Origin of the sequence: Pseudomonas sp. MF6394 (assembly GCF_002018845.1) — a bacterium.
Taxonomy (GTDB): Bacteria; Pseudomonadota; Gammaproteobacteria; order Pseudomonadales; family Pseudomonadaceae; genus Aquipseudomonas; species Aquipseudomonas lactis.
This window is the reverse complement of the sequence record NZ_MVOJ01000012.1, coordinates 15,140-35,396: the sequence shown is the minus strand read 5'-3', so window position 1 is coordinate 35,396 and position 20,257 is coordinate 15,140. Positions and strand designations below refer to the sequence as shown.

General features: G+C 57.0%; 25 protein-coding genes. 4 read left to right on the top strand and 21 right to left on the bottom strand.

Features of this window, described 5'->3' with window-relative positions:
- Positions 1–2: 2 nt before the first annotated feature.
- Positions 3–953 (bottom strand): DUF979 domain-containing protein, encoded by a 951-nt coding sequence (locus tag MF6394_RS14310; RefSeq protein ID WP_032896174.1) that lies wholly within the window; start codon positions 951–953, stop codon positions 3–5.
- Positions 950–1,666 carry a DUF969 domain-containing protein gene (locus MF6394_RS14305; RefSeq protein WP_034135980.1) on the bottom strand — a complete coding sequence of 239 codons (717 nt, stop codon included), beginning with the start codon at positions 1,664–1,666 and terminating at the stop codon, positions 950–952. The genes MF6394_RS14310 and MF6394_RS14305 overlap by 4 nt, the downstream gene beginning before the upstream one ends.
- A gap of 878 nt (positions 1,667–2,544) precedes the next feature.
- Here MF6394_RS14305 and MF6394_RS14295 point away from each other — a divergent pair.
- Positions 2,545–2,754, top strand: coding sequence for a hypothetical protein (locus MF6394_RS14295; RefSeq protein ID WP_078466913.1), 210 nt, complete (start codon positions 2,545–2,547; stop codon positions 2,752–2,754).
- 88 nt (positions 2,755–2,842) lie between these two features.
- A complete protein-coding gene (locus MF6394_RS14290) occupies positions 2,843–3,196 on the top strand; it encodes a hypothetical protein (protein ID WP_078466912.1) in 354 nt (117 codons plus the stop codon).
- On the opposite strand, the gene MF6394_RS14285 is transcribed toward MF6394_RS14290, so the two are convergent.
- The gene (locus tag MF6394_RS14285; protein WP_038449292.1) at positions 3,188–3,397 is read right to left on the bottom strand and encodes a hypothetical protein; all 210 of its coding nucleotides are present in this window, start codon (positions 3,395–3,397) and stop codon (positions 3,188–3,190) included. The genes MF6394_RS14290 and MF6394_RS14285 overlap by 9 nt on opposite strands.
- An 83-nt stretch (positions 3,398–3,480) precedes the next feature.
- Here MF6394_RS14285 and MF6394_RS14280 point away from each other — a divergent pair, with 83 nt between their 5' ends.
- Entirely contained in the window at positions 3,481–4,161 is a 681-nt protein-coding gene (locus tag MF6394_RS14280) for an SOS response-associated peptidase family protein (RefSeq protein ID WP_078466911.1), read from the top strand.
- Between the two features lie 153 nt (positions 4,162–4,314).
- Here the strand turns inward: MF6394_RS14280 and MF6394_RS14275 are convergent, their stop codons facing one another.
- The 12 genes from MF6394_RS14275 to MF6394_RS35175 all read right to left on the bottom strand — a co-directional run bounded on the left by MF6394_RS14275 (position 4,315) and on the right by MF6394_RS35175 (position 16,967).
- Positions 4,315–4,842: a lysis system i-spanin subunit Rz gene (locus MF6394_RS14275; protein ID WP_078466910.1), complete on the bottom strand. Its 528-nt coding sequence runs from the start codon at positions 4,840–4,842 to the stop codon at positions 4,315–4,317.
- Positions 4,842–5,267 (bottom strand): cell wall hydrolase, encoded by a 426-nt coding sequence (locus tag MF6394_RS14270; protein ID WP_078466909.1) that lies wholly within the window; start codon positions 5,265–5,267, stop codon positions 4,842–4,844. The genes MF6394_RS14275 and MF6394_RS14270 overlap by 1 nt, the downstream gene beginning before the upstream one ends.
- Positions 5,268–5,335: 68 nt before the next feature.
- A complete protein-coding gene (locus MF6394_RS14265; RefSeq protein WP_078466908.1) occupies positions 5,336–6,616 on the bottom strand; it encodes an O-antigen polymerase in 1,281 nt (426 codons plus the stop codon).
- Positions 6,617–6,744: 128 nt separating this feature from the next.
- The gene (locus tag MF6394_RS14260) at positions 6,745–8,412 is read right to left on the bottom strand and encodes a hypothetical protein (protein WP_078466907.1); all 1,668 of its coding nucleotides are present in this window, start codon (positions 8,410–8,412) and stop codon (positions 6,745–6,747) included.
- A gap of 58 nt (positions 8,413–8,470) precedes the next feature.
- On the bottom strand, positions 8,471–11,194 hold the full coding sequence (locus MF6394_RS14255; RefSeq protein ID WP_078466906.1) for a host specificity factor TipJ family phage tail protein: 2,724 nt from the start codon (positions 11,192–11,194) through the stop codon (positions 8,471–8,473).
- Complete coding sequence (locus MF6394_RS34605) at positions 11,166–11,339, bottom strand: hypothetical protein (RefSeq protein WP_238597291.1); 174 nt, start codon at positions 11,337–11,339, stop codon at positions 11,166–11,168. Before MF6394_RS34605 ends, MF6394_RS14255 begins: the two co-directional genes overlap by 29 nt.
- A 236-nt stretch (positions 11,340–11,575) precedes the next feature.
- Positions 11,576–12,061, bottom strand: coding sequence for a DUF1833 family protein (locus MF6394_RS14245; RefSeq protein WP_078466904.1), 486 nt, complete (start codon positions 12,059–12,061; stop codon positions 11,576–11,578).
- Positions 12,058–12,570 (bottom strand): transposase, encoded by a 513-nt coding sequence (locus tag MF6394_RS14240; protein ID WP_202971609.1) that lies wholly within the window; start codon positions 12,568–12,570, stop codon positions 12,058–12,060. The genes MF6394_RS14245 and MF6394_RS14240 overlap by 4 nt, the downstream gene beginning before the upstream one ends.
- Positions 12,567–15,554, bottom strand: a complete 2,988-nt coding sequence (locus tag MF6394_RS14235) for a phage tail tape measure protein (RefSeq protein WP_078466903.1) — start codon at positions 15,552–15,554, stop codon at positions 12,567–12,569. Before MF6394_RS14235 ends, MF6394_RS14240 begins: the two co-directional genes overlap by 4 nt.
- 40 nt (positions 15,555–15,594) lie before the next feature.
- Positions 15,595–15,807 (bottom strand): phage tail assembly protein T, encoded by a 213-nt coding sequence (locus tag MF6394_RS35025; RefSeq protein WP_078466902.1) that lies wholly within the window; start codon positions 15,805–15,807, stop codon positions 15,595–15,597.
- On the bottom strand, positions 15,804–16,229 hold the full coding sequence (locus MF6394_RS14225; RefSeq protein ID WP_078466901.1) for a phage tail assembly chaperone family protein, TAC: 426 nt from the start codon (positions 16,227–16,229) through the stop codon (positions 15,804–15,806). Before MF6394_RS14225 ends, MF6394_RS35025 begins: the two co-directional genes overlap by 4 nt.
- Positions 16,230–16,238: 9 nt before the next feature.
- Positions 16,239–16,967 carry a phage tail tube protein gene (locus tag MF6394_RS35175; RefSeq protein WP_078466900.1) on the bottom strand — a complete coding sequence of 243 codons (729 nt, stop codon included), beginning with the start codon at positions 16,965–16,967 and terminating at the stop codon, positions 16,239–16,241.
- A 131-nt stretch (positions 16,968–17,098) separates the two neighbouring features.
- On the opposite strand from MF6394_RS35175, the gene MF6394_RS34150 reads away from it, so the two are divergent.
- Positions 17,099–17,236, top strand: coding sequence for a hypothetical protein (locus tag MF6394_RS34150; protein WP_158245734.1), 138 nt, complete (start codon positions 17,099–17,101; stop codon positions 17,234–17,236).
- Between the two features lie 19 nt (positions 17,237–17,255).
- Here MF6394_RS34150 and MF6394_RS14215 read toward each other — a convergent pair whose 3' ends face one another.
- The 6 genes from MF6394_RS14215 to MF6394_RS14190 are packed head-to-tail and all read right to left on the bottom strand — an operon-like array spanning position 17,256 to position 20,255.
- Entirely contained in the window at positions 17,256–17,621 is a 366-nt protein-coding gene (locus MF6394_RS14215; protein ID WP_078466899.1) for a DUF3168 domain-containing protein, read from the bottom strand.
- On the bottom strand, positions 17,621–18,103 hold the full coding sequence (locus MF6394_RS14210; RefSeq protein WP_078466898.1) for an HK97-gp10 family putative phage morphogenesis protein: 483 nt from the start codon (positions 18,101–18,103) through the stop codon (positions 17,621–17,623). Before MF6394_RS14210 ends, MF6394_RS14215 begins: the two co-directional genes overlap by 1 nt.
- A complete protein-coding gene (locus MF6394_RS14205) occupies positions 18,096–18,431 on the bottom strand; it encodes a phage head closure protein (protein WP_078466897.1) in 336 nt (111 codons plus the stop codon). The genes MF6394_RS14210 and MF6394_RS14205 overlap by 8 nt, the downstream gene beginning before the upstream one ends.
- Positions 18,428–18,760, bottom strand: a complete 333-nt coding sequence (locus tag MF6394_RS14200; protein WP_078466896.1) for a head-tail connector protein — start codon at positions 18,758–18,760, stop codon at positions 18,428–18,430. The genes MF6394_RS14205 and MF6394_RS14200 overlap by 4 nt, the downstream gene beginning before the upstream one ends.
- The gene (locus MF6394_RS34295; protein WP_102047786.1) at positions 18,757–19,056 is read right to left on the bottom strand and encodes a hypothetical protein; all 300 of its coding nucleotides are present in this window, start codon (positions 19,054–19,056) and stop codon (positions 18,757–18,759) included. The genes MF6394_RS14200 and MF6394_RS34295 overlap by 4 nt, the downstream gene beginning before the upstream one ends.
- A gap of 35 nt (positions 19,057–19,091) precedes the next feature.
- Positions 19,092–20,255, bottom strand: coding sequence for a phage major capsid protein (locus MF6394_RS14190; RefSeq protein WP_078466895.1), 1,164 nt, complete (start codon positions 20,253–20,255; stop codon positions 19,092–19,094).
- Between the last annotated feature and the right edge of the window lie 2 nt (positions 20,256–20,257).

The following is a 20,257-nucleotide window of genomic DNA, read 5'->3' as shown; positions in this document are numbered from 1 at the left end:
CCTCACATCAACAGGTAAAGCAGCACGATATTGACCACCAGCATCATCAACGCCGTGGGTATCTGGGCCTTGATCACCGCATTTTTGTCCGGCAGTTCCAGTAGCGCCGCCGGTACGATATTGAAGTTGGCCGCCATGGGCGTCATCAACGTACCGCAATAACCCGAAAACATACCAATGGCCGCCATCACCGCAGGGTTGCCGCCGTAAATCCCCACCAGCACCGGCACGCCGACCCCACCGGTCATCACTGGAAAGGCCGCAAAACCATTGCCCATGATCACGGTAAACAAGGCCATGCCCAACACATAGACCATCACCGCCACCAACTTGTAGTCCAGGTTGATGTACGTGGTCGTAACGTGGGCAACCGCCGTGCCCACCCCGGCCTCATTGAACAGCAACCCGAGCATCGCCAGCATTTGCGGGAGCACCATGGCCCAGCCCAGCGCTTCGGTCAGGCGACGAGACTCGCGCAGCGCTTGTACCGGCGTATCACGGGTCAGCCAGCAGGCCAGGCCAAGGGCGATCAGGCAACCGATGCCGAGGGAGACAAAGGTGGTGTTCTTCGGATCCAGCAGCGGGACACCGCCGATTTCGGTGTGTTTGAGCAACACCGAACCAATCACCGTGGTCAGCGGAATCGCCAACGCCGGGATGAACAATTTATGGCCCAGGCGCCCGGCACTGGCGCGAGACGCCTTGTCGTGCAATTCGGCGTGCTGGCCACGACCTACGCCGCCCAAGCCCGCAATCAATGCCATCACCACCACACCCACCCCGATGACCACCGAAGGCAGGCGCTCACCTATAAGGAACGGCACCGCAAACAACAACCAGAACAGCGCACTGGACCAACGCTTGGGGTGGGTACGGTCGAGCAGGATCATGCCGGCGGTGATCAGCAACAGCACGCCAGCCAGCCAGTACAGGTATTGAATGGAAATGATCATTGAGCAGCCTCCACCGGGGTAGTGGCCGAGCTCATTTCGCGGGTCAGGCGCCGGTCGAAACGATGCAACCGGATAGCGTGAATGATGAAGGCACAGATCGCCGTCGGGATGCCCCACACCGCAATGTGCAGCGGCTCCACATCAATCCCCGAGCCGAGCAGGAAGGTGTGCATCAACGCAATCGCACCAAAGGCCACGAAGATGTCCTCACCAAAAAACAACCCGACATTGTCGGTAGCAGCGCACATGGCCAATACCTTGTGACGCAGCTTGTCCGGCAGCTTGCCATAACGTTTCTCCGCTGCACCCTCGGCCATCGGCGCCAGCAGCGGCCGCACCATCTGCGGATGCCCACCCAGGCTGGTCAACCCCATGGCCGCCGTGGACTCACGCACAAACAAATAGATGATCAACAAGCGGCCGACCGTGGCGCGTTCAAAGCGTGCGATCCAGTTCTGCGCATGCAGGCGCAGGCCATGGCGCTCCAACAGGCCAATCACCGCCAGCGGCAATAACAGAATCAGTTGCAGGGCACGGGTCTGAAGGAAGCCATCGCCCATGGTGGAGAGAATTTTTTCCAGCGGGAACTGGGCGGCAAGCCCGGTGGCGATGGCGGCCGCAGTGACCACCAACAGCGGATTGAAGCGCAATACAAAGCCGACCACGATGACAAGTACGCCGATCAACGGCCATAAGTTCACAACAGTTTGCATGGCGGGGAGGTCCTTTAGTGCGCGCTGCGGCGCCATTACAGCAGGATGTGGGCAAAGGGCTCACAGCTTGAAAGTGGCGTGCAGTCGGCTCGGTTTTTTATTGTTGACCTGGAAGGTCGAGCGTCAGTGGCGGCAACTTTGCTGCCTGGGGCCTTGGGGTGTCCAACAAGAAAAATTGTTGCTGCAAACCAATAATTTTTGTGGGGGGATGACACTGTTCGGTACGGTGCCTGGAAGGAATTGAGCCCAGTTTTTTTTGGACAAATCGCGTGGGTGAGCTCGCTATGGCGTCGGAAGTGAAAATTCCTGATCAGCACCTATACTCCACGATGCAGCTGTGTGTACTTGCAGTTCATTCACGGCGTCATGCCGACAATGAGGGGGTCCCGCTATGTATGCCGGACAAATGAGTAATATGGCGACCACGCTTGGCGAAATACGCTGCCAACTGTTCGCCCAGGTAATTTGCCTGCTGGCGGTGGCGACGCTGTTCGCCTGATTGGACTTTGTAGCCCTGTAAGGACGCCGCCAGGCGTCTTGGCTTTGCTGTGCCCAAATTTCAGGCAACAAAAAAGGGCCCACCTTTCGGTGAGCCCTTCTAGACCGCCCAGCAGAGCGGATTTTGTTTGGTAGGCGCGATTGGACTCGAACCAACGACCCCCACCATGTCAAGGTGACCCCGTAACATACGTAGACTATTGATTTATAATGAAATAGGGGCCGTTTATAGAACATCAAAGCGCCTCGGTTCGACCTATAAGAATCAATAACTTAGCGTTGTATATTCCTACAGTATTCTCCTTCCCCGGCGTCCTGCCGAACGACCTCCCAACTCAATAATTTGCCTGCTACGCTGTTCGCTCCACGGAGGAACAACGATGCCGAACTCAGACCTAATCCCTTCCCTGCTTTCCAAACTCTACGAAAACCAACTTGCCCTCGAAGCGTCCATCCTGGAGCTGTCAAATTGGGTTGAGCAACGCGGCTCCGCCGAGGTGGCAGAAAACGTGCGAGGCGCCCTCTTCACAGTCGGACACAACGAAGAGTTCATCAAAATGACTCTCGCCGTGCTGATGGAATCGGAATAGCCGCAAGCCCCTACAGCTCGTCGGCTCAAATCGCGCCACGTCCAAACCTCGATTACTGTACGCACATACAGTATTTGAGATTCACGCTATGAACGTTGACATGGACACCGATGATTGGCTCGGCTGCCCCACTCCGCTGGAGATGTACCAGCACCAGTGCGCAATCCTCGTGGACGAGCTGGTAGAGACCGAGCGCATGCTGCGTAGAGCGCGGGCGAATATCGCAGGCCTGGTGCAGATGAATGACCTGCTGATGACGGGAAAGGCCGAGACAGAAGCAAAGCTCGCTGCGGCTGAGGAAAAGATCAGCACGCTGGAACAGCAGTACTCGTTTGCCTCAGTGCAAAGCGTGAAAATCATCACCGGGCAGCGCGACCATCTGCTCAGGGAGAATCAGCGCCTGCTGCTCGAGCTTAGCGTTTACAAGCAGCCATTAGCCTAGCTCGTCGGCATAGGCCGCAACTGCTTCCTCAGTCAGCTCACGCCACTCACCTTCGTTGATCAGCCCCTGTTGCTTGAGGTCGTCAGCCAGGGCCAGTCGCGTTTCGTAACGCTCTTCCGGTGTGGCCGATATGAAGGTTGGATCGTTACGCAACGCAAACCACGCCTCCATTGCGTTCACCTGATCAATGTTGATCGCCATGACGAATACCTCGGGCCAGTGTCTACAGTGTAGAGATTGGCCGGGGACCGGCTGTTCATCGGCGCCGACGAGCGGAGATGCTTATGTGCGGGAGACTTTCGCAGTACCGGGGAATCCACGACTTCGTTGCAGCGCTGAGAATGCCCAATGCTCTGGCGAACTCCCTGGGCGATCAGCCGATTGAGCGCTACAACGTGGCACCGACAACCGCGGTTGCGCTGCTGCACCTGCAGGGCGACCTACTCCACGCCGACCCGGTACGCTGGGGCTGGCGACCGCACTGGGCAAAAGACCGGGCAGCGCCGATCAATGCCCGCGTGGAAAAGGTAGCCCACGGCCCGTTCTTCCGGGCGATCTGGCCGCATCGGGCGATCACGCCTATAGACAACTGGTTTGAGTGGGTGGATGAGGGCGGGCCCAAGAAGCAGCCGTACCTTATCCGCCGGCGGGATGGTGCCCCGATACTCTGCGCTGCGATTGGCCAGCTACCGGACGCTGATGAAGGACCTGGCGAGCATGATGGCTTTGTGATCATCACCGCCGACAGTGCCGGGGGCATGGTGGACATTCACGACCGCCGCCCGGTGGTGCTTACCCCGGACCTGGCGCGGGAATGGTTGGACCCGGCCACGCCCAAGGAGCGCGCCGAGCAAATGGTCCTTCACCAGGGCGAGCCGTCCGAAGTGTTCGAATGGTTCAAGGTCAGCATGGCCGTGGGTAACGTGCGGAATAAGGGACCAGAAGTGATACGACTTTTAGGTTAATTGTCGTAGAAATACCACATGACAGACGCCACTGTGACGACCCATCCAAGGGTGAGCAGTATTGACAGCCCCGCAAGCCGCTTATCCATGGTGCCCTTCAGTTACCAAAATGATCGAAGTCAGAGCGCACCCGGCAATATTAGCTCAACGCACTCATCGTGCAATTGCGCGGACATAGGCCTGGCACGCGCGCAAGGCGATTATGGCGTTATCCCCGTCGTCGGTGATGGCGACAATTCGTTGCGCATGCGCTGGGTCAAGTTGGGCTCGACGGGCTGCATGAACCACGCCGACGGCGCCGGGGGTGGTAGGCACGTTGCAGCTACTGGCTGGATCCTCGGCAAGGAGGACTGACAGCCGGACATCAGCAGTAGCAAGCTGGTCACGCAGGCGAGCCTGGTTGCGCTGGGCATCGGATAATTCCTTGGTGTGTTGTTGGTCCTGGAGCGTGAGCTTTTCCTCGGTGGCCAGGCGCTTGTCCTGTTCGGCCGCCTGCTGACGCCAGGCCTCGCCAGTGATTGCATCCAGTTCCTTCTGATGGTGGGCTCCCTGCTCCGCAATACGCTCGGCCATCTTCTTGCCCATACGCCAGCCCTGAACCTGCCACGCACTACCAAAGCCGATGGCCAGCGCCAGCAGGATTGCCAGCCCAAGGCCGATCAGCTTCTGTACCGGCGTCATCACGGCACATCCTTGAAGAATATGTGGTGACCAAGGCGCAGCGTCTGCTTGGCCTTTGCCGCCCAGGCTGGGGCCTTTGGCATCGTGGTCGCGTAGTAATGCGTGGCGCCGCCGGTTGGATCAGGCGCGGCGCCGGACATCACCTGGTCAGCCGCACGCTGGGCCTGGGCGAACTGCGCGGCCGGGATCTGCTTGGCACCGCTCAGGTAGGCGTAGTTCGGGTCGTTCTGGTTCCAGCAGCTGAACTGCCAGGGCTTCAGGCACACCCCAGCGTAACCCTCCCCCCACCAAGACCTGGCCTTGCCGTCGAACACACGGTTGCGGATGGTCCAGGCAACGGCGATCTGGCCGTCTAGCCCTTCGCCGCGGGCTTCGCCCCACAGCGTGCGCGCCAGGATGTCCCGGTCTTTCTCGGTTGCGTTCATACTTTTCTCCAGGCGTAAAAAAGCCCGCTCAGTTGGCGGGCTACTATTTCTAATAATCGAATCAGGCTTCAGGTGACAGGCGTTTGGCCCGATGATTGATTGCTCAGTGCTCGCTCTCGCCTGACCTTTTTCCGATCCGTGAACAGGAAAAAGACCAGCGCTATTAGAACTGTCAACTTTATAAGTGACCACCATGAACTGGATATCTGATCGCTGAAAAGCGAAAGTACGATAGACGACATGAAAAACGACGCAAGCATCATGTAGTAAACATTGCCTGACTTCGCTTTAAAGTACGTATATGTCGATATAACTGAGTACATTGACAGGAAAGCGACTACACCGAGAATACCAAATTTTGGATATAAGGAAAAGTACATGCTGTACACATTGCCCTCCAGATCTGGAGCGTACCTATTGAAGGCCAAGTGCTGAGGATCTGGCATGCATAAACCGACGAATGAAAGCATGTGGCATATAGAGCTGAATGGAGACCATAGAGGCTCTAGGCTTATATCCCCATCAAAATAACGAGCAAACAGAACAGGCCCCTGAAACGCATAACCTGCAAAGTGCTCTAAAAACGCGTAAACAAAGTCTCCAGCGCTTTCGTCCGAATCAAGAGCAACCTTTGCCGTAGCAATCGCGCCGCCAATCAACACAAGAAGAAAGCATCCGCCAACCCAAATTACTAACTTGGCAGACAACTTGCCGCGCACGATAACCCATATGAAAAGCACACCTATCAGCAGTTGAAGAAGTCCGGAACGCCCAGAAGCAAGCAGAATAAGCAACGACCATGGGGCTGATATTATTAGGAGCGAAGACGCTGAGCACCACTTTTTCAGATAGCAAACAACAAAAAGAGGGATCAGCATAGTGCCGACCTGTAGATAATTTGAAGCCGCCCAACCTAGTACGTCGTCGCCCTCAACGCTTCTCTGCCTTGCTATGTAAGCAGCTTGAACAAGGTCTGGTGAAAGACTTGTAAGGTCAAAATATATACTTGGCAGTATTGCCACATGGAGAACGCAAAAGAAAAACACCATTTTTTTTGCGTTAATAGGTTTGTAGAAGTAACCAGATGCCACACTCTTAGAATTAGACCTGCGCAAAATTTCAGATGTAGCAATGCTGGCGACAGAAAATACAATGCCCCCTGCGATGAACAGAAGTAGAGCTTCTGATTCTATTGGGTAGAACCCTAGCAACTCAGATGCGCTTACTCCCCAAAGGCCGAAGGCCCAGGTGAATGGGAATACCGCAGACGGGTGCCATTTGTCCTTAGAAAACAAAGACGCCAAGATTCCAATCAGAAGAAATATCATGCCAACAGCAAAGCTATACATCCTAGTCAAGTCCTTTCGATGTGACCCCAAGTGAAATTGCTTGCGAAAAGCATTATTGCACCCAAGCCCTTTCGCAAGCACGAGAAAAATATCGAATTGACGGATGCCAGCTTCGGTATTTTTTCAAGCTACCTGACCAGATAGGTCAGCGAGGCAGAAAGCCTGTCTCCCGCAGCCCATGAAAACGGCGTGCCAGCCCTAACGCCTGCGCCGTTACGGCCGAAGTTCAGAAGGCTTCCGCCGCCAGGGATTTGTCCGAACACAACAAAGTCGGTCGAGGCACTGGCGTCGAACGCATTACCGGCCATGCCATCAGCATTGATGTTCGGTGTTGCTGTAAACGGAAGAGTAAATGTCCAAGCCGAAGCACCGTCACCCGCTGTAGTGGTTGAGCCGAACTCAAGCCTAAGTTGTACCGTCACGATCCGTCCTAAACGCACGTAGTTTAGGGTTAGCGACCCGTTTCCAATCGACGGCGCCACGCCTGACGCTTGTGTCCAGCCTGTGTTAGAGATCGTCCCGCGAGCGTCAAACGAGTTCGAGTTACTTGCGGCATCTTCGGTAATCTCACCATCGCAACCGGCAAAACGGTGCCCAATACCGGAAACGATATTCACATCCCCTGCAAAGGATATCCCTGTAAAAGTAGAACCACCCCCGCTTATCGTCATCAGCGAGGTATTCCCGAAACGGCCATTTGCGAAGTGCATCAAGCCAGCGCCAGCACCGTGCTTGAGCGTGGTCATGTAAAACTCGCTCATGCTGCAGCCGTTGCCTGACCCGGTAACGTCCATGAAGCCGCCCGACAACCAAATCCCTCTGAAGAAGATTGGCCGAACGGTCGACACGCCCCCCAGGTCAATCGCAGCGACAGTAGCCGGCTCGAATGTGCTGCCCTCAAACGAGGCAATGTTAAATCCGCCCGCAGCACCTGGGAAACTGAGCGCGAACCCCTTCATCAGGTTTGAACGGCAACGCTCGACGCTACCGGAGAACCCTTCGCAAATAATTCCTTTGCCAGTGAAGGTGGCACCAACGCCCTCGAAGTTGATATCGGAAATTCGCGAAAGGTTGCCAACGTAAATAGCGTCACAGTCAGCGATTTTAGTAAAGGTGGTTCCTCGCTGACCGCCCGCGCCATGCCAGTGCTGACCGTCGGGAACGGTCAGGCGTACGCTCTGAGAGTAAGCGCCAGGCTCGAAAAATAGGTCAGCACCAGCGCCCTTAGGCGACATTAGACTATTGATCGCGGCGGCGTCATCTGCCCCTCCACCAATAGGGGAAACAAATATCGCTCGGCGCAGAATTGCTTTTAGGGTGCTACCTACAGTGCCTGATGCGTATGTTTGCGAATCAAGAAAGCCGAGCATCCCAGCGCCTGGAGGCTGCGACAATTCTTGCCGGAGTATATCGTCGGAGTTCATCAGGCTAAACTTGGTTTGCTCAAGCGCCCAATTGCCCGTGGTGGTATATGGCAGGGTGGTGGAGTCCGCCAATCGGTAGGCGTAGCCATCCCGTACCAGATACTGGCTTCGACTGGTAAATGTGATCCCAGCGCCGTAATCGCCAAGCCAAACAAAAGCCGAACCTGCCAAGAACTGATCGAATTGAGTTGCGCGGCCCTCCTGGGCGTTGTTGAAGTCTTCCTCCATTCCCATCCAGGTTCGGCGTTGCTCGCCAAGTCGATCAGCGACAAAAGGCTGATCTCCATTCACGTACTTGTCCGTGATGGCGGCGTTGTCATACAGGTCTCGAGGATCGGTAGACGGGACTGGGTTCAGGGTGTCGTATGGCATTCTTTTCTCCGGGCACAAAAAAGCCCGCTCAATGGCGGACCTGTGTGGGCTTAGTTATTTAGTCTGGCGCTGATGCGTTGTCGTACAGGTAAACCCTGTCGTCGTAGTTGAATCCTTGAACAGAAACGCTTTCGCTTCCTTTGGGGGTTACCTTGCTGATCAGAACGCGGTGGCATTCCCTGGTTACCGGGCCGAATAGCAGATGCGGCGGTTCCCTGTCCCAGCTTGTGTCAGGGACGAAGTCGAGCGTCGGAATGCTAAGGTGGTAGTCGCCTATCCTTGTGGCCGTCCATGGGCCGCTGAGGGTGCCGTCTTGACGCCTGATGCCGACGGTGTGGGCTACGCCTGGCTCCCATATAAAAGCTTCAGAGCTTTCGAGGATGTAGCTGCCAGAGCCCAGGGATATGCCAAGCAGCAAGGCGCTCTGCCCTCTTCCTGGCGTATCGTCTGACACGCCGGCAAGACCCATGTAATCGCTGTTGTTGCCGTCAAGTTCCGTTTCAAACGAATAGCTCCAGCGTCGATATCTGGTCTCGCTTGCGCGCCGCATCCCTAGACGGTAAGCGCGGTCACGGTCGCCTATCCCCAGGGCCTGGACCTTCTCGGCTTTCAGGCCTTGCTGCCCAGGCAGCCGACACTTAACCGTCTCGGTTTGGCGCGTGCGGCGATCCTTGTACTCAACGTCCACGCCGTCATGCTCTGACCCAGGGTCTGGGGATTTGAAGCTGATGCGCAGCGGCCCCTTCATGTTCTGGGCCGAGTAACCTTGCGTGCCGGGCGGGAAATACTCTGTATCGAAGCCTTCCCGCTTCTGGTCGCGCACAGGGCGCAGCCGACCGCGACTGATGGTGAACTCCGCAAAGCCTGGGGCAAGCGCGGTGTTCAGTGCCTCCTTGACTGTCATGAGCGAATCAATCGACAGGTTGAAGGTGTCGCCCCTGGCCTTGCAAACCGCGTCAAACGCTGCCAGCTCGTCCGTGTCGATGTCGGCATCCTGATATCCGGGCGCCTTGGCGATATAGTTGAACGCTGGCGCGATATCGCGGGTTACGCGGTTATCCGACGTCCAGGCCCCATTGACCAATATCGGCAGCTTGCGCGTGGCCACCACCGACACCTTGTTCTCGCTTTGGCTTGATAGCTTGCCGCCGCCAGCCGCAGATAGCGCCAGAATAGTCCAGCCTGGGTAACTGGTCGGACTTGGAAGCAATGCCCGAACGTCGTACCACTGGATATTGTCCTGCACGTTGGTCAGCGTGGACTTGGCACCGATTCGGCGCATTCGCCCTTCCGGCTCAATAGCAGACGCCGTTGTCAGCTCTCGCGTGAAACCGATCTGGTCCAGGGTTCGATCACTGATCGTTTCGGTGAACGAAACCCATGCCCCGGCAGTTGTTCTGTCCCGGTACTGGAACTCGTAGGTGACACTCCAGGGCTCAAGATCGCCCTTGTTATTGACCCCCGCCAAACCACTTGGGAACAGCACGGTGAAAGAAAGCTTCGTTGCCTTCAGGCCTGGCGGGCAAAGTGCAAACGGTCCAGCCCAGTCGCCTTCAAGGTTCGAATTGTCCAGCCTGAGAACGGCTGAGTTGCTTTCGATAAAGTCAAATCCGGGCCAGTCATTGTCTGTAACGCCAGTGTCAGTCAGGCGGTCTACGGCAATCTGCGACGTACTCGCCGCCGTGAGCCGGTACCGAAGCCCCGCATACCCAATACAGGCCCAGCCAATACCAGCCAGGAGCCCAGAAACCGGCGCGCCACTGGTGGTGTTGAGGGTCATGTGGGCCGGATCACCGCCGGCAGCCGGAGTGAAATCGTTCACGATGTAGCGGCCGGCATTCGCCCCCACTACCTCGATCTGCATTCCAGGGAAGGCGCCAAGCTGCTCCAGCGGCCCGGAAATCACATCCCGACCACCAGCACCACCGCCAGCCGTGACCATGTACTGATACATGACCTCGATGCGTAGGATCATGCCAACAGCCCAGCCAGCAGGGAATGCCCCGGCTCCAGTTGGGACGGCTACCAAATCACCGTTGAACTGATAGGCCTGGGCGCCTGGTACTGGAGGGACTGTGACAGTGGTCTTCAGCTCGATGCCAGACGTACCGGTAGCGGTTACGCCCACCTCAGGCGCCTGGTACCACCACTTGGCGGCTGGCTCGCTGCTCAGGTCTTCACCTGGGCCGTATACCCTGGCGGTCGCGTTGGCACCCAGCGATATCACCGCCGTGTTCCCGATCTTGATGTCGCTCGGATTTACCTGGCACTCACCACGGGTAATGCACAGCAGCATGTGCTGCCATTCATCCCGAGGGCCTTTGAAGTATCGGCGCGGCTCTACTATATAGTCAGGAAAGATTTCATCCTCACCGAACAGCTCGCGCACCGGGTCGCCATAGCGAACCTGGTTGGCCTTGGCGTTTGCACTGGACAACGTGCTGCCCTGCTGCGGCGAACCGGTCTTTGGCAGCTTCACCCTTGGGGTTATGAGCTTCATCACCGCTTGCACGCCTTTAATGGCGGCGATGGTGATGGAGATCGGGTCTGTACCCTTCGGCTCGTACCAGATTTGCACAAAGTCGTCAGGGCCAAACTGCAATTCAGGCCAGGAATGATGAATGCTCGGGCACCCATTGACCGATATGCTCACTGGCGGCACGTCCCGGCGCTCGTATGCCTTCATGTTTTCGATGAGCCACTGCTCAACGGTGGTAGGCGAACTCACCCGATACGTTCTTAAAGCAACCGGGTCAGCCTTGTTCCCATAGAACTCGATCACGATAGAACACCACCGTCATGTAGTTATCTTTGAATTCCTGTAGCCGGATGATCCTGGCCCCGCTGCCGGGGTTGATCTCCAGCACCTGAAGGCGGTCGTCTTTGAGCACCACCAGAGCAACGTGGGCGCAGATGTCACCCTTCATTGCGGCGGCGATTGCTCCCGGGAAAGGCTCGCAGCGCTCTAGAGCCCTTCCAACCTCAGTCCTGTAGGAACGCTGGAAGGCGTGAATGCCCAGGCGAGTCACCTCTCCAAACTTGGATAGCCCAGGCAGGCCGTATAGCTCCGACCTGGCTATCGTCGTTAGGCCCCAGCAATCTACTGACGGCAGTTCGCGACCGCCGTCTTGGTAGATGGCAGTTAGGTATCGTGATGGCATGGTTATAGGTACTTAATGCAGGGGGCGTTGAGCGCGTTGAAGGTTTCGCGGTTGAAGTTCGTGTCGATGAGGTTGAAGTAGCCACCGTCGACACGGATTGTTGCGCCTTCGAAGCTTCCGCCGCTCACGACAAGGTAATAGGGCCTTTGGGATGGCTGGCTGAGGTCCGTGCTCAGATAAAGGCGAAGAGTGGCGCGGATGATTGCGTCGGCGTCCATTGCCTGACGAATCAGTCTTTGCGCCTGACCCGTGACACCATCAATCGCAAACGTAATTGTCTGGCTGCCGGTGTTGTCCTTGGTCGGGTACGAAACGTCCAACCCTCCGGCAAGGAACGTCACGGCGCGCCCGTCCTCGGTACCGCACGCCTGATTTTCGAAGCCCGCGCAAATCAGGACCGATTCGCTCCAGCCTGAGCTGGAGATTTCAAATGTCGGTATCAATACCTCGGTACCTGGCGATGCGTAGCAAACGTCGAGTGGGTTCATACCTCGGGCCACTCCTCGTTTACGCCAGAGTCAAATGCCCCCATGTGCGTCTGATATGGGCTGAGCGGCCACTCCCTGTTTATCGCCATGTCGATGATGTTCTTGCCGAACCAGAGTTCAGGGAAGTTTTCCCAACCTGGCGCCATCAATGGGCGATCGCGCAACTCAAGCGTTGCAGAGTACGCCCAATGATCAACCCCTATCAGCTCTGGCCCGTCATAGATATCTGTGAAGCGGCATACATAATCCTTCAACCCCAGAGGGGTCTTCAAAGTAGCCTGGAACCACAACGCACCATCACCGAGAGTTCTCGCAAACCACGCCTCAAAAAACGAAGCCTGGTTATCGTTAAATATCCACTTCACCGAAACCTCTGTGGGGACACTGGTGAACTTCCTCCTTTGGCGCGACCGCCCACTATCGAGTCTTGTCCTCATCAAGGGGCTGATCGTGTCTAGCTTGTAGCCATCATGTAGCGGCAATGAAAGTTGCTTTGGGTAAATGATCATGAGCCCCTCGTCTGTAATCCGTACTTCTGCTGAAGGGCATCATGGGCGGGTCCATCGCTCAGTATGTTTGCAACCCAGACATCCACACCACCATCCGAATTTGCCCTGGATGTCCCAGCCTTAGAGGCGTCCTCGTATAGGTTCACCACAGGAGCAATCGCACCTTTGCGTGACTGGCCTGCTTGAATCTTGCTAAGAGTGCTGTCTAGTTTTGCACTGGTCTCAGCAGTCGTAACCCGCTCCCCCTTCGCCAATAACCAAGTCCCAGTTTCCGGAACGGAATCCAAACCATCATGCGCCATGCCGGCGAGGCTGGCGGCCGAAACGCCTGCAACAAGAGGCGCCGCAAAAGTAGCGGCTGCAGCCGCAGCGCCTGGAGCTAGGAGAGGGCCGACAATTGGTATTGCCGCAGTACTCGCAAACGCCGCGAGAGAGGCTTGAAACGCAGTAGCTTGTGCGTTAGCGACCATGGCTACGGATGCGCTGGCCTGAGTCGCCTTTCCGGCAACGAGTTGAACTGCCTGATAGACCAGCCACTGCGCCGCCATTTGTGCCAGGGCATTGATGATGCTCTTAGCCATAGTGGCCGCCACATTAACGAACGCATCTCCAAGACTCTCCGACTCCAGAATCATTGATGCGATGCCGTCGCTAACAGTCCCGGTGAGCGTATCCAAAGTACTGGCCGTAAAGTCCGCCGCCTGCTGCTGGTAGTCCATCGCGGTATCGCGATAGTTTTCCCAAGCAGATGCAACGCCATCGAGCCAGTTGTTTTGGGCTTCATCTTGCTGTTCGTAATATTCCTGCTGGATTTCCATACGCTGGGCCAAGGCCTCACGCAGTAACTCCGTCTCTTGATTGTAAAGATCTTCGCTAATGTCGCCGCCGTTGTATTGCTTCTGAAGCTCAGCGAGTTGCTTGTTGAAGTCTTGCTGAATGGCGAGATCTGCCTTCAAGCGCTCCTTGAGCTTATCCCCACTGCCACCGCCTGAAAGCTCGATTTCAAACCCCATGCGTGCGGTTTGATTTCCATCGGTCAATGTCGCGCCAAAGGCACGAGCCTTAGCCGCATCCTCGTTGGCTAACTTCAGTTTCTGAAGACTATCCAGCTCAGCGGCAAGGATCTTCAAGCGCTCCTGCTGCTGGGCATTGATGCCCACCAGCTTTCCAGACTCTATTTCAAATTGAAGTTTGGAAACCTCGGTCGCCTTTTTTCTAGCGTCAGCACTGGTATTAATTAGTGCAATCTGACGCTGGTAGTCAGTGACGGCATCTTCCCCTCGCTTACGCGTAGCGTTTTCGGCATTAACGACTGCCTTCGCTGCACTCTTAGCCGACTCAGCTCTCTTTTTCTCGGCCGTAGCAGCCGCCTCGCTGGCATCTAAGGTTTTTGCCTTAGCTACAAGAAGCTCGCCCTCCCCCTCTTTGAGACCCGTCACCAATCCGGCACCAATGCGCGCAGAGAGCTTGTCGGCATTCGTCTTCTTTCCGGCTAGCAATATCTGCTCGTCCAGCGTCTTTGCAAGATCTCGATAGGCCTTTGACTGCTCAATAACAGGCGCTGCAGACAAAATTCCGTTAAGGATATTAATCTGATCACCGAACGCTTCTACTTTTTGGCGCGCTGTATCGAGTTCGCCCTGGGCAGTGATCAGCGATTCATTCCATTCGCGCTGCCGAGAATCACTTGGATGCTCGCGCAGCAGGCGCTGGTACTGGCTAACGGCGCTTTCTGCGTCAATGGCGCGCAACTGCGCATCTAGAAGATCCTTGTTGATTTCCTGTAGGGCGGCAGCGGCCTGGCTCTTGGTGAAGCCCTCAAATGACTGAGTTAGCAAATCAACCTTAGTAGACAACGTGGTCGCCGACTCATCGGCGTCATTGCCACTTAATGCGAAGTACGCGAGCGCGCTTGCCGCGAGCAGCACCACCCCTGCAGGTCCACCAAGGAGAGCCATCGCAGCAGAGGCGCCACGAGCTGCGACACCAACGCTGACAATACCAGCGGCGGCGGCAGGCGCCACACCAGCCATGCGGGCGAGGGCTAACTGATAACGCACGGCCTCAACCTGGCCCACGACAAATGCAGCAGACGTTACGACGGCGCCAGCGGCAAGCCGAGTCACCAGTATAACCGCCAATGCAGAGGCAGCCTGCGCCGTCAGATTTAGGACCGTCTTGGCCTTTGGATCAGAGAGAACAGTAGTCAGGCCTTCGATTGCAGCTTTTGCAGAATCCAGGCTACCCTCGCCTGTCAGCAGCCCAGAGACAGCATTTCGCAAGCCATCCAGCGCGCCGCCGAAGGTATCGCGCGCAGCGGCGGCGGCACCTCCGTATGACTCCTCGAGAGATTTAAGGATGATGCCCTGAGCGCTGGCAACATCCCCGGTAGATTCGAATGACTCCGCGAGTTTCTTCTGCTCTTCAGTGAACCTGAAGCCTTGCTTGCTCAGTGAGCTGAGCCCCTCAGAGGGAACGTCGAGCGCCCGGCCAATAGTCTCTGCCGCCTGCTGCACAGTTACCCCTGTTCGAGCAGCCATATCAGCTGCTGCTTGCAGGGCGCGGGGAAACTGATCACCGACCACTCCAGTGAATGCAAGAAGCGCTGTCTGCGCCTTATTGATGTCACCGCCGGAATATGTGGTCGCTTTTTCCAAAGCGCCGGCCATGTCGTTTAGTTGACTGCGACTAAACCCCGCCGCCTCGCCAGTAGATCTAAGCACTGCTGCCAACTGTGCCTGCTCCTGCTCAGCAGCTTTAGTCTCAGCAATAAACGCTGTAAATATAGCTCCTACCGAAAGTCCGGCTAGGGCGCCCGCAGCCACCTGGCCGAGCGCCTCCCAAGCAAGAGCGGCGACATCAGCCGATTCCGCAATGGCCTTGCCGGATTTGCGCGCCGCGGCCGCGGCCTTGTCCATAGGACCTGTGAAGCCACCAATCCTGGCAATAAGGTCGAGCGTCAGCGTTCCGAGTGTCGAAGCCATTGGCTACCCCAGCGTTTCCCATTTTCGTTGATCGATACACTCAGGCCCAACTTTCAAGGGCCTCTTCCAATGTCAGTTCAGGCTCCGACTCGTGCGGCATAAAGTCGTAAATTGTGTAGCGGGCTTTGTCCGCGTGGGTATTTGCATAGAGCGTGGAAAGAAGCGCACAGCCACGCTCCATGCGCATCCCCCAATTGAGCGAGCCACGCTTTCGCCTGTACTCAACCCAGCGCCTGAACTCTGGAAGGCTCAATCGCTCTTGGGCTTCCGCGATCGTGCAGGAGAGCGTGATCGCGAGCTCGTGCCAGACTTCGTCGAAGTCGCTGAGGGCTGGGTCTTTCCCAGGTTGTTCACCTCGCCGATGGCTGTAAGTAATGCCGTGGTGAGGTTGCGATCGAGCGAGCCACGATCAGGGTCTGCATCGCCAGTGATATCCGCGACGGTGAAAACTGGAGCACCTGACTCGTCGCAAATGCTGGCCGCTATTCGGCCAGCAATGCCGTCCTGCATGCCGGCGGATGCAATCAGGTCGCTCACGGCAGCTCGGTATCCCAATGGGCGCACGAAGACATCGCCCTTCAGAGACTTACCTCCCTGCTCCCACTTGATCGTTTTTTTCACAGGGGCGCCGGTGAAGGCACCAAACCCCTTGAGGCTTTCAATATTGAGCTGCATGATTTTTCCTTAAGTGGTCTTACGGATCCAGGCGGAACCGCCAGAGCGCTGAATCGTCGCCGCGCTGGTCACAACAGTGTTTGCCGCAAAGTCGAACGGGAAGTCGGATACGTACCCGTCGAAAACAAACCATGTTCGGGTTGGCGGAAGAACAAAATCATCACCATCACCAAGTTCCGCAGTAGCTGTAGCCCCAGAGCCGGCGCCGCCAGTGAGCGCGACAGTTGGTGCACTGGTGTAACCGGTGCCCGGCGATGTGATGCTGATGCCGGTAACCGACCCTCCGGCGACGGTGGCCGTTGCCGTAGCGCCAGTACCGCCACCGCCTGTGATAGCTACTGTCGGCGCCGTGGTATAGCCAGTACCGCCAGACAAAACGCTGATGGCCGCGAGAGAGCCCGTAGTGCCAATGGTAGGGGCAATGCCTTTTCCATCAGACCAGCCCACAACCCAGCGGACACTCTCGATAGAGTCGTCTTCGGAAAGCTGGTGCAGTCGTACGTGCGATGGATTCCGAGGATCTGCGTTCAGAGTTAGTGTTGCCTGGCCTGGAGTACGAAGTCCGCGCATATAGCTGCGAACCGTTTCGCTCAGGCAGGTGGTTTCGATCTGGTCAGCTGGGTTTCCGCCGGGACTGAATGCCGTAGCGCACTCGATCTCCATAACCTCGAAGACAGATGGATTACCTGCACTGGGTACCGCGGCGTAAATCTGGGTTCCTTGGGAAAGGATCGACATGGCGTTCTCCAAATGTCGGGCAAAAAAACGCCCGCACTCGGCGGGCAATGAGGATGCAAACCCCTCGAATAACGCGTGTTTTTTATGCATTAGGATGCATTGGCCAATTCGGCACACTCGAGGAAGAATCTATGAAACGTTTGAAACTGATGCTCCGTAAGCTACTTCGACTCCCAGCCACCAAGTCAAAAGGTGATCTCCAGAAAGAGCAGTTCGACAACCTGATGAATGCAATGAAGGACTTTGAAGACATGTACAAAAAGCTCTGAGTAGCTGCCCCGCTGCCGTTCAGCGGGGCACGAACCAACTCACGTCGAAGCTGTACCGGTAATTCTTTGTTGCAGGGTCGCGGCTCTCACCACCCCAGCGGATGATGTGGGCCTTCAGCTCGATGGCGTCTCTGATGGCCTTGGCCACAGCCCGCGCGTCCTTACCGGTCGTGGCGTACACATCGACCTGCAGCGTGTAGCCGTCGATGTCTGGGCGCCCCGCCAGGTAGTTCTCCGGATCACCGCCGATGGTCTGCCAGACCGCATAAGGCTTTTGCCCATCCTGCGGCGCATCACCGAACGGGTAGAGCCGCTGAGGTGCTGATCCAAGTACTGCGATCACGCCAGCATCCAGGGCGCACACGGCGTTTATTGGTGCGAACATCAGCTGCTCCTGGACTTCTGGTCACGACGAATTGCCCGGTCGAGGCCTTTCTCGAACTGAGTGGCGAATTCATTGGTTACTTCGCCGATATGGTCTTCCAGGGCCGGGCGTGCCACCGGGTCAGCAGCGATATGCTCGGTACCAAACTCAAGCAGACGCCAATGCGGTGTCGGCGCGCTTTTCTCAGTGCTGCCATTCTTGACCAGCACCGCGCCGTGCAGCACGCCAACTCGAAAGCCCAGGTCGCCAGTGCGGCGAAACAGCCGGCCATTCCACCGCAGCACAATGTTGTCGGAAATGGATCGCCCAGTGTCCGGATCATCCCATCGCCGGGCGCCCTCTTTGAAGTTGTTGGCGACCATCTCGGCAGCGCGCCGAAGCGCGGTGCGGCCGGTCTTGCGCTTGACCTCATCATTCACCGTAGCCAGCTTTCCAAGCAGGCCGTCGACACCGATAAGGCTGAACTGGATGTCGTCAGCCATCATTCACTCCCTCGGAATAGGGTAGCGTCAGGTAGTCCAAGCCGGACTTTGGGTCGGGCAGGACACCTTGGATGTTGTAGATCCGACCCCGGTAAACCCCACGCATCTGCGCCTTGATGTCGGTACGGCGGCGAATCACGATGCGCCCCAGGACCTCAGACTGAACCGCCTGGGCAGCGATGAATTCCCTACCACTCAAAGGCTCGATAGAGGCATAGACCTTTGCAACATCGACCCACTCGCCTGCTATGGGCTCTTGGGTTTCAGGATCGACGCCCGGAACCAGCTTCTGAAATTGAATACGGTGCCGCAGGTCGCCGGCCCTCATGGGATCACCTCGGGATCAGCCACACCGCGCCAGTTCCTGGAAGCCCAAAGAAGCGAATCGACAGCCAGGGGAAGCTCGGCGGTAATGGTGCCGATCACAACCGCTTCACGAGTCGCATACGAGTGCCCTAGCAGCAGCAAAAGCGCTGCTTTGAAGGACGCAGGGAAGTCAGCCACCAACTTGAGTGCCGGGTTGTCGCAATACCACAGCGCCCAAGCCAGTGCCGATTCGGCGTAGAGCTCGATCAGGTCGTCATCGTCTTCATGGTCGACGCGCAGATGCTTTCGCATCAAGGCGATCGGCAGCAGATCGGTGACGGGGATGCTCATTTTTTACCGCCTGCCTTCTTGGTAGTCTCGGTGGTGGCTTCTGGCTCTGGCTCTGGCTCTGGCTCTGGCTCTGGCTCTGGCTCTGGCTCTGGCTCTGGCTCTGGCTCTGGCTCTGGCTCTGGCTCTGGCTCTGGCTCTGGCTCTGGCTCCAGGATTGGATCGGCCTCAACCTCTTCTGCCAAGTCCAATCCGATCAAAGCCTCGGCATATTCGTCCTTTACTTCACGAACCTCGAACTGGCTGAAGTTACCGGCGTGGTAGTGCGAAAACTGGCGCAACGCGCGAATCTTGATCATGACGCAATCGGGGCAGTTACCTGCCCCGGCCTCGGTTATGGTGCGGTTGCGAAAGGACCGGTGATGATCGCGGTTGGCCGGTAGTGAGCCAGGGCCAGGCGCTCTTCACAGAGGATGGTCAGCATGTTCTTGACGAAGTTGTCGCGATCTTCGCGGCTGACTTCGACGGTTGCGTCCATGCGGTCCCAGACCTGGGATGCCAGATCAAAGCCGCCGACGGTGAACGTGCCCAGGGCTTGGGCTTTAGTGGCAACCACCGGCAGGCCCCACATGACCTTGGCAGCGAACGCAGCTGGTCCACCGAAGATGTAGCGACCATCAGCGTCTTTCAGCAGCGCGATTGCGTGCCAGTCGCGCGGGTTGAGGATGATGCCGGAGGCTTCAAACTCAGACTCACTGGTCTGGAAGATCGCGTGGGCAATCTTGTCAGCACGGGTGTCACCGGTCACGTTCAGCGCTGCGTCGTAGGCCGTGGCAACCTTGTTCAGCCCGGTCAGGTTGTCGCCGGTACCGTCACCGTTCAGCAACTGCCCCTCCTCAACCAGGGCCAGGCCGAACAGCAGTCGGTTGTTCACGTACGACTCGAGCATCGGAGCATCGTCCATGACCTGGCGCGAGGCCTGAATCCAGTGAGCGATGGTTTTGACGTTCGCCGTTTCCTTGGTGAACGTCAGGTTGGACTCGGGCTTCAGCGTGCCCTCGGCGACCGGTGCAGCGCTGTTGGTAAAGATGTTCTCGCGAACATATTCCAGCGAGTTCGAGCTGATACGGCCCTGGGCGAGCAGGTCCCGAATCGTGAGGCGGCGCAGGCCTGGCATCAAAATGCCCGCATTACGCTGTGGCTCGATCAATGCGCCGGCGGAACCTGCCGTACTGCCGAGCTGCTTGTTGAAGCTCTTGACGTCGACCTTGCCCGAGGACTTGCCATCCCACGACTTTTGAAGATCGATTGCCGTTTGTTCTGCGAAGGACTTCTTCGTTTCCGGATTGTCCAGGTTACCGGCGGCAAGCTTTTGCTCCAGGTCGAACAGGCGAGTGCCGGATTTGGTCAGCTCTTCCTGGACGGTTTGGAGATCGGACTGCAGCTTTTTACTGACCGCACCGGTCTCGGTGATTTCTTTTTTCTGCGCATCGAACAATTCAGTCATGTTCTTTTGCGATTCTTCAATAGCCTTTTGGATCTGGGCCAATTCGGACATGG

Bases quoted from the DNA above. Each gene is read 5' to 3' on its own strand.
- MF6394_RS14285 (WP_038449292.1), bottom strand. From the start codon at position 3,397: ATGGCGATCAACATTGATCAGGTGAACGCAATGGAGGCGTGGTTTGCG.
- MF6394_RS14245 (WP_078466904.1), bottom strand. From the start codon at position 12,061: ATGAACCCACTCGACGTTTGCTACGCATCGCCAGGTACCGAGGTATTG.
- MF6394_RS14200 (WP_078466896.1), bottom strand. From the start codon at position 18,760: ATGAGCATCCCCGTCACCGATCTGCTGCCGATCGCCTTGATGCGAAAG.
- MF6394_RS14290 (WP_078466912.1), top strand. From the start codon at position 2,843: ATGAACGTTGACATGGACACCGATGATTGGCTCGGCTGCCCCACTCCG.
- MF6394_RS14210 (WP_078466898.1), bottom strand. From the start codon at position 18,103: ATGGCTGACGACATCCAGTTCAGCCTTATCGGTGTCGACGGCCTGCTT.
- MF6394_RS14275 (WP_078466910.1), bottom strand. From the start codon at position 4,842: ATGACGCCGGTACAGAAGCTGATCGGCCTTGGGCTGGCAATCCTGCTG.
- MF6394_RS14260 (WP_078466907.1), bottom strand. From the start codon at position 8,412: ATGCCATACGACACCCTGAACCCAGTCCCGTCTACCGATCCTCGAGAC.
- MF6394_RS14265 (WP_078466908.1), bottom strand. From the start codon at position 6,616: ATGTATAGCTTTGCTGTTGGCATGATATTTCTTCTGATTGGAATCTTG.
- MF6394_RS14240 (WP_202971609.1), bottom strand. From the start codon at position 12,570: ATGATCATTTACCCAAAGCAACTTTCATTGCCGCTACATGATGGCTAC.
- MF6394_RS14270 (WP_078466909.1), bottom strand. From the start codon at position 5,267: ATGAACGCAACCGAGAAAGACCGGGACATCCTGGCGCGCACGCTGTGG.
- MF6394_RS14225 (WP_078466901.1), bottom strand. From the start codon at position 16,229: ATGCAGCTCAATATTGAAAGCCTCAAGGGGTTTGGTGCCTTCACCGGC.
- MF6394_RS34605 (WP_238597291.1), bottom strand. From the start codon at position 11,339: ATGAAGGGTGACATCTGCGCCCACGTTGCTCTGGTGGTGCTCAAAGAC.
- MF6394_RS14280 (WP_078466911.1), top strand. From the start codon at position 3,481: ATGTGCGGGAGACTTTCGCAGTACCGGGGAATCCACGACTTCGTTGCA.
- MF6394_RS14305 (WP_034135980.1), bottom strand. From the start codon at position 1,666: ATGCAAACTGTTGTGAACTTATGGCCGTTGATCGGCGTACTTGTCATC.
- MF6394_RS35175 (WP_078466900.1), bottom strand. From the start codon at position 16,967: ATGTCGATCCTTTCCCAAGGAACCCAGATTTACGCCGCGGTACCCAGT.
- MF6394_RS14295 (WP_078466913.1), top strand. From the start codon at position 2,545: ATGCCGAACTCAGACCTAATCCCTTCCCTGCTTTCCAAACTCTACGAA.
- MF6394_RS14190 (WP_078466895.1), bottom strand. From the start codon at position 20,255: ATGTCCGAATTGGCCCAGATCCAAAAGGCTATTGAAGAATCGCAAAAG.
- MF6394_RS34150 (WP_158245734.1), top strand. From the start codon at position 17,099: ATGAAACGTTTGAAACTGATGCTCCGTAAGCTACTTCGACTCCCAGCC.
- MF6394_RS14235 (WP_078466903.1), bottom strand. From the start codon at position 15,554: ATGGCTTCGACACTCGGAACGCTGACGCTCGACCTTATTGCCAGGATT.
- MF6394_RS14310 (WP_032896174.1), bottom strand. From the start codon at position 953: ATGATCATTTCCATTCAATACCTGTACTGGCTGGCTGGCGTGCTGTTG.
- MF6394_RS34295 (WP_102047786.1), bottom strand. From the start codon at position 19,056: ATGATCAAGATTCGCGCGTTGCGCCAGTTTTCGCACTACCACGCCGGT.
- MF6394_RS14215 (WP_078466899.1), bottom strand. From the start codon at position 17,621: ATGTTCGCACCAATAAACGCCGTGTGCGCCCTGGATGCTGGCGTGATC.
- MF6394_RS14205 (WP_078466897.1), bottom strand. From the start codon at position 18,431: ATGAGGGCCGGCGACCTGCGGCACCGTATTCAATTTCAGAAGCTGGTT.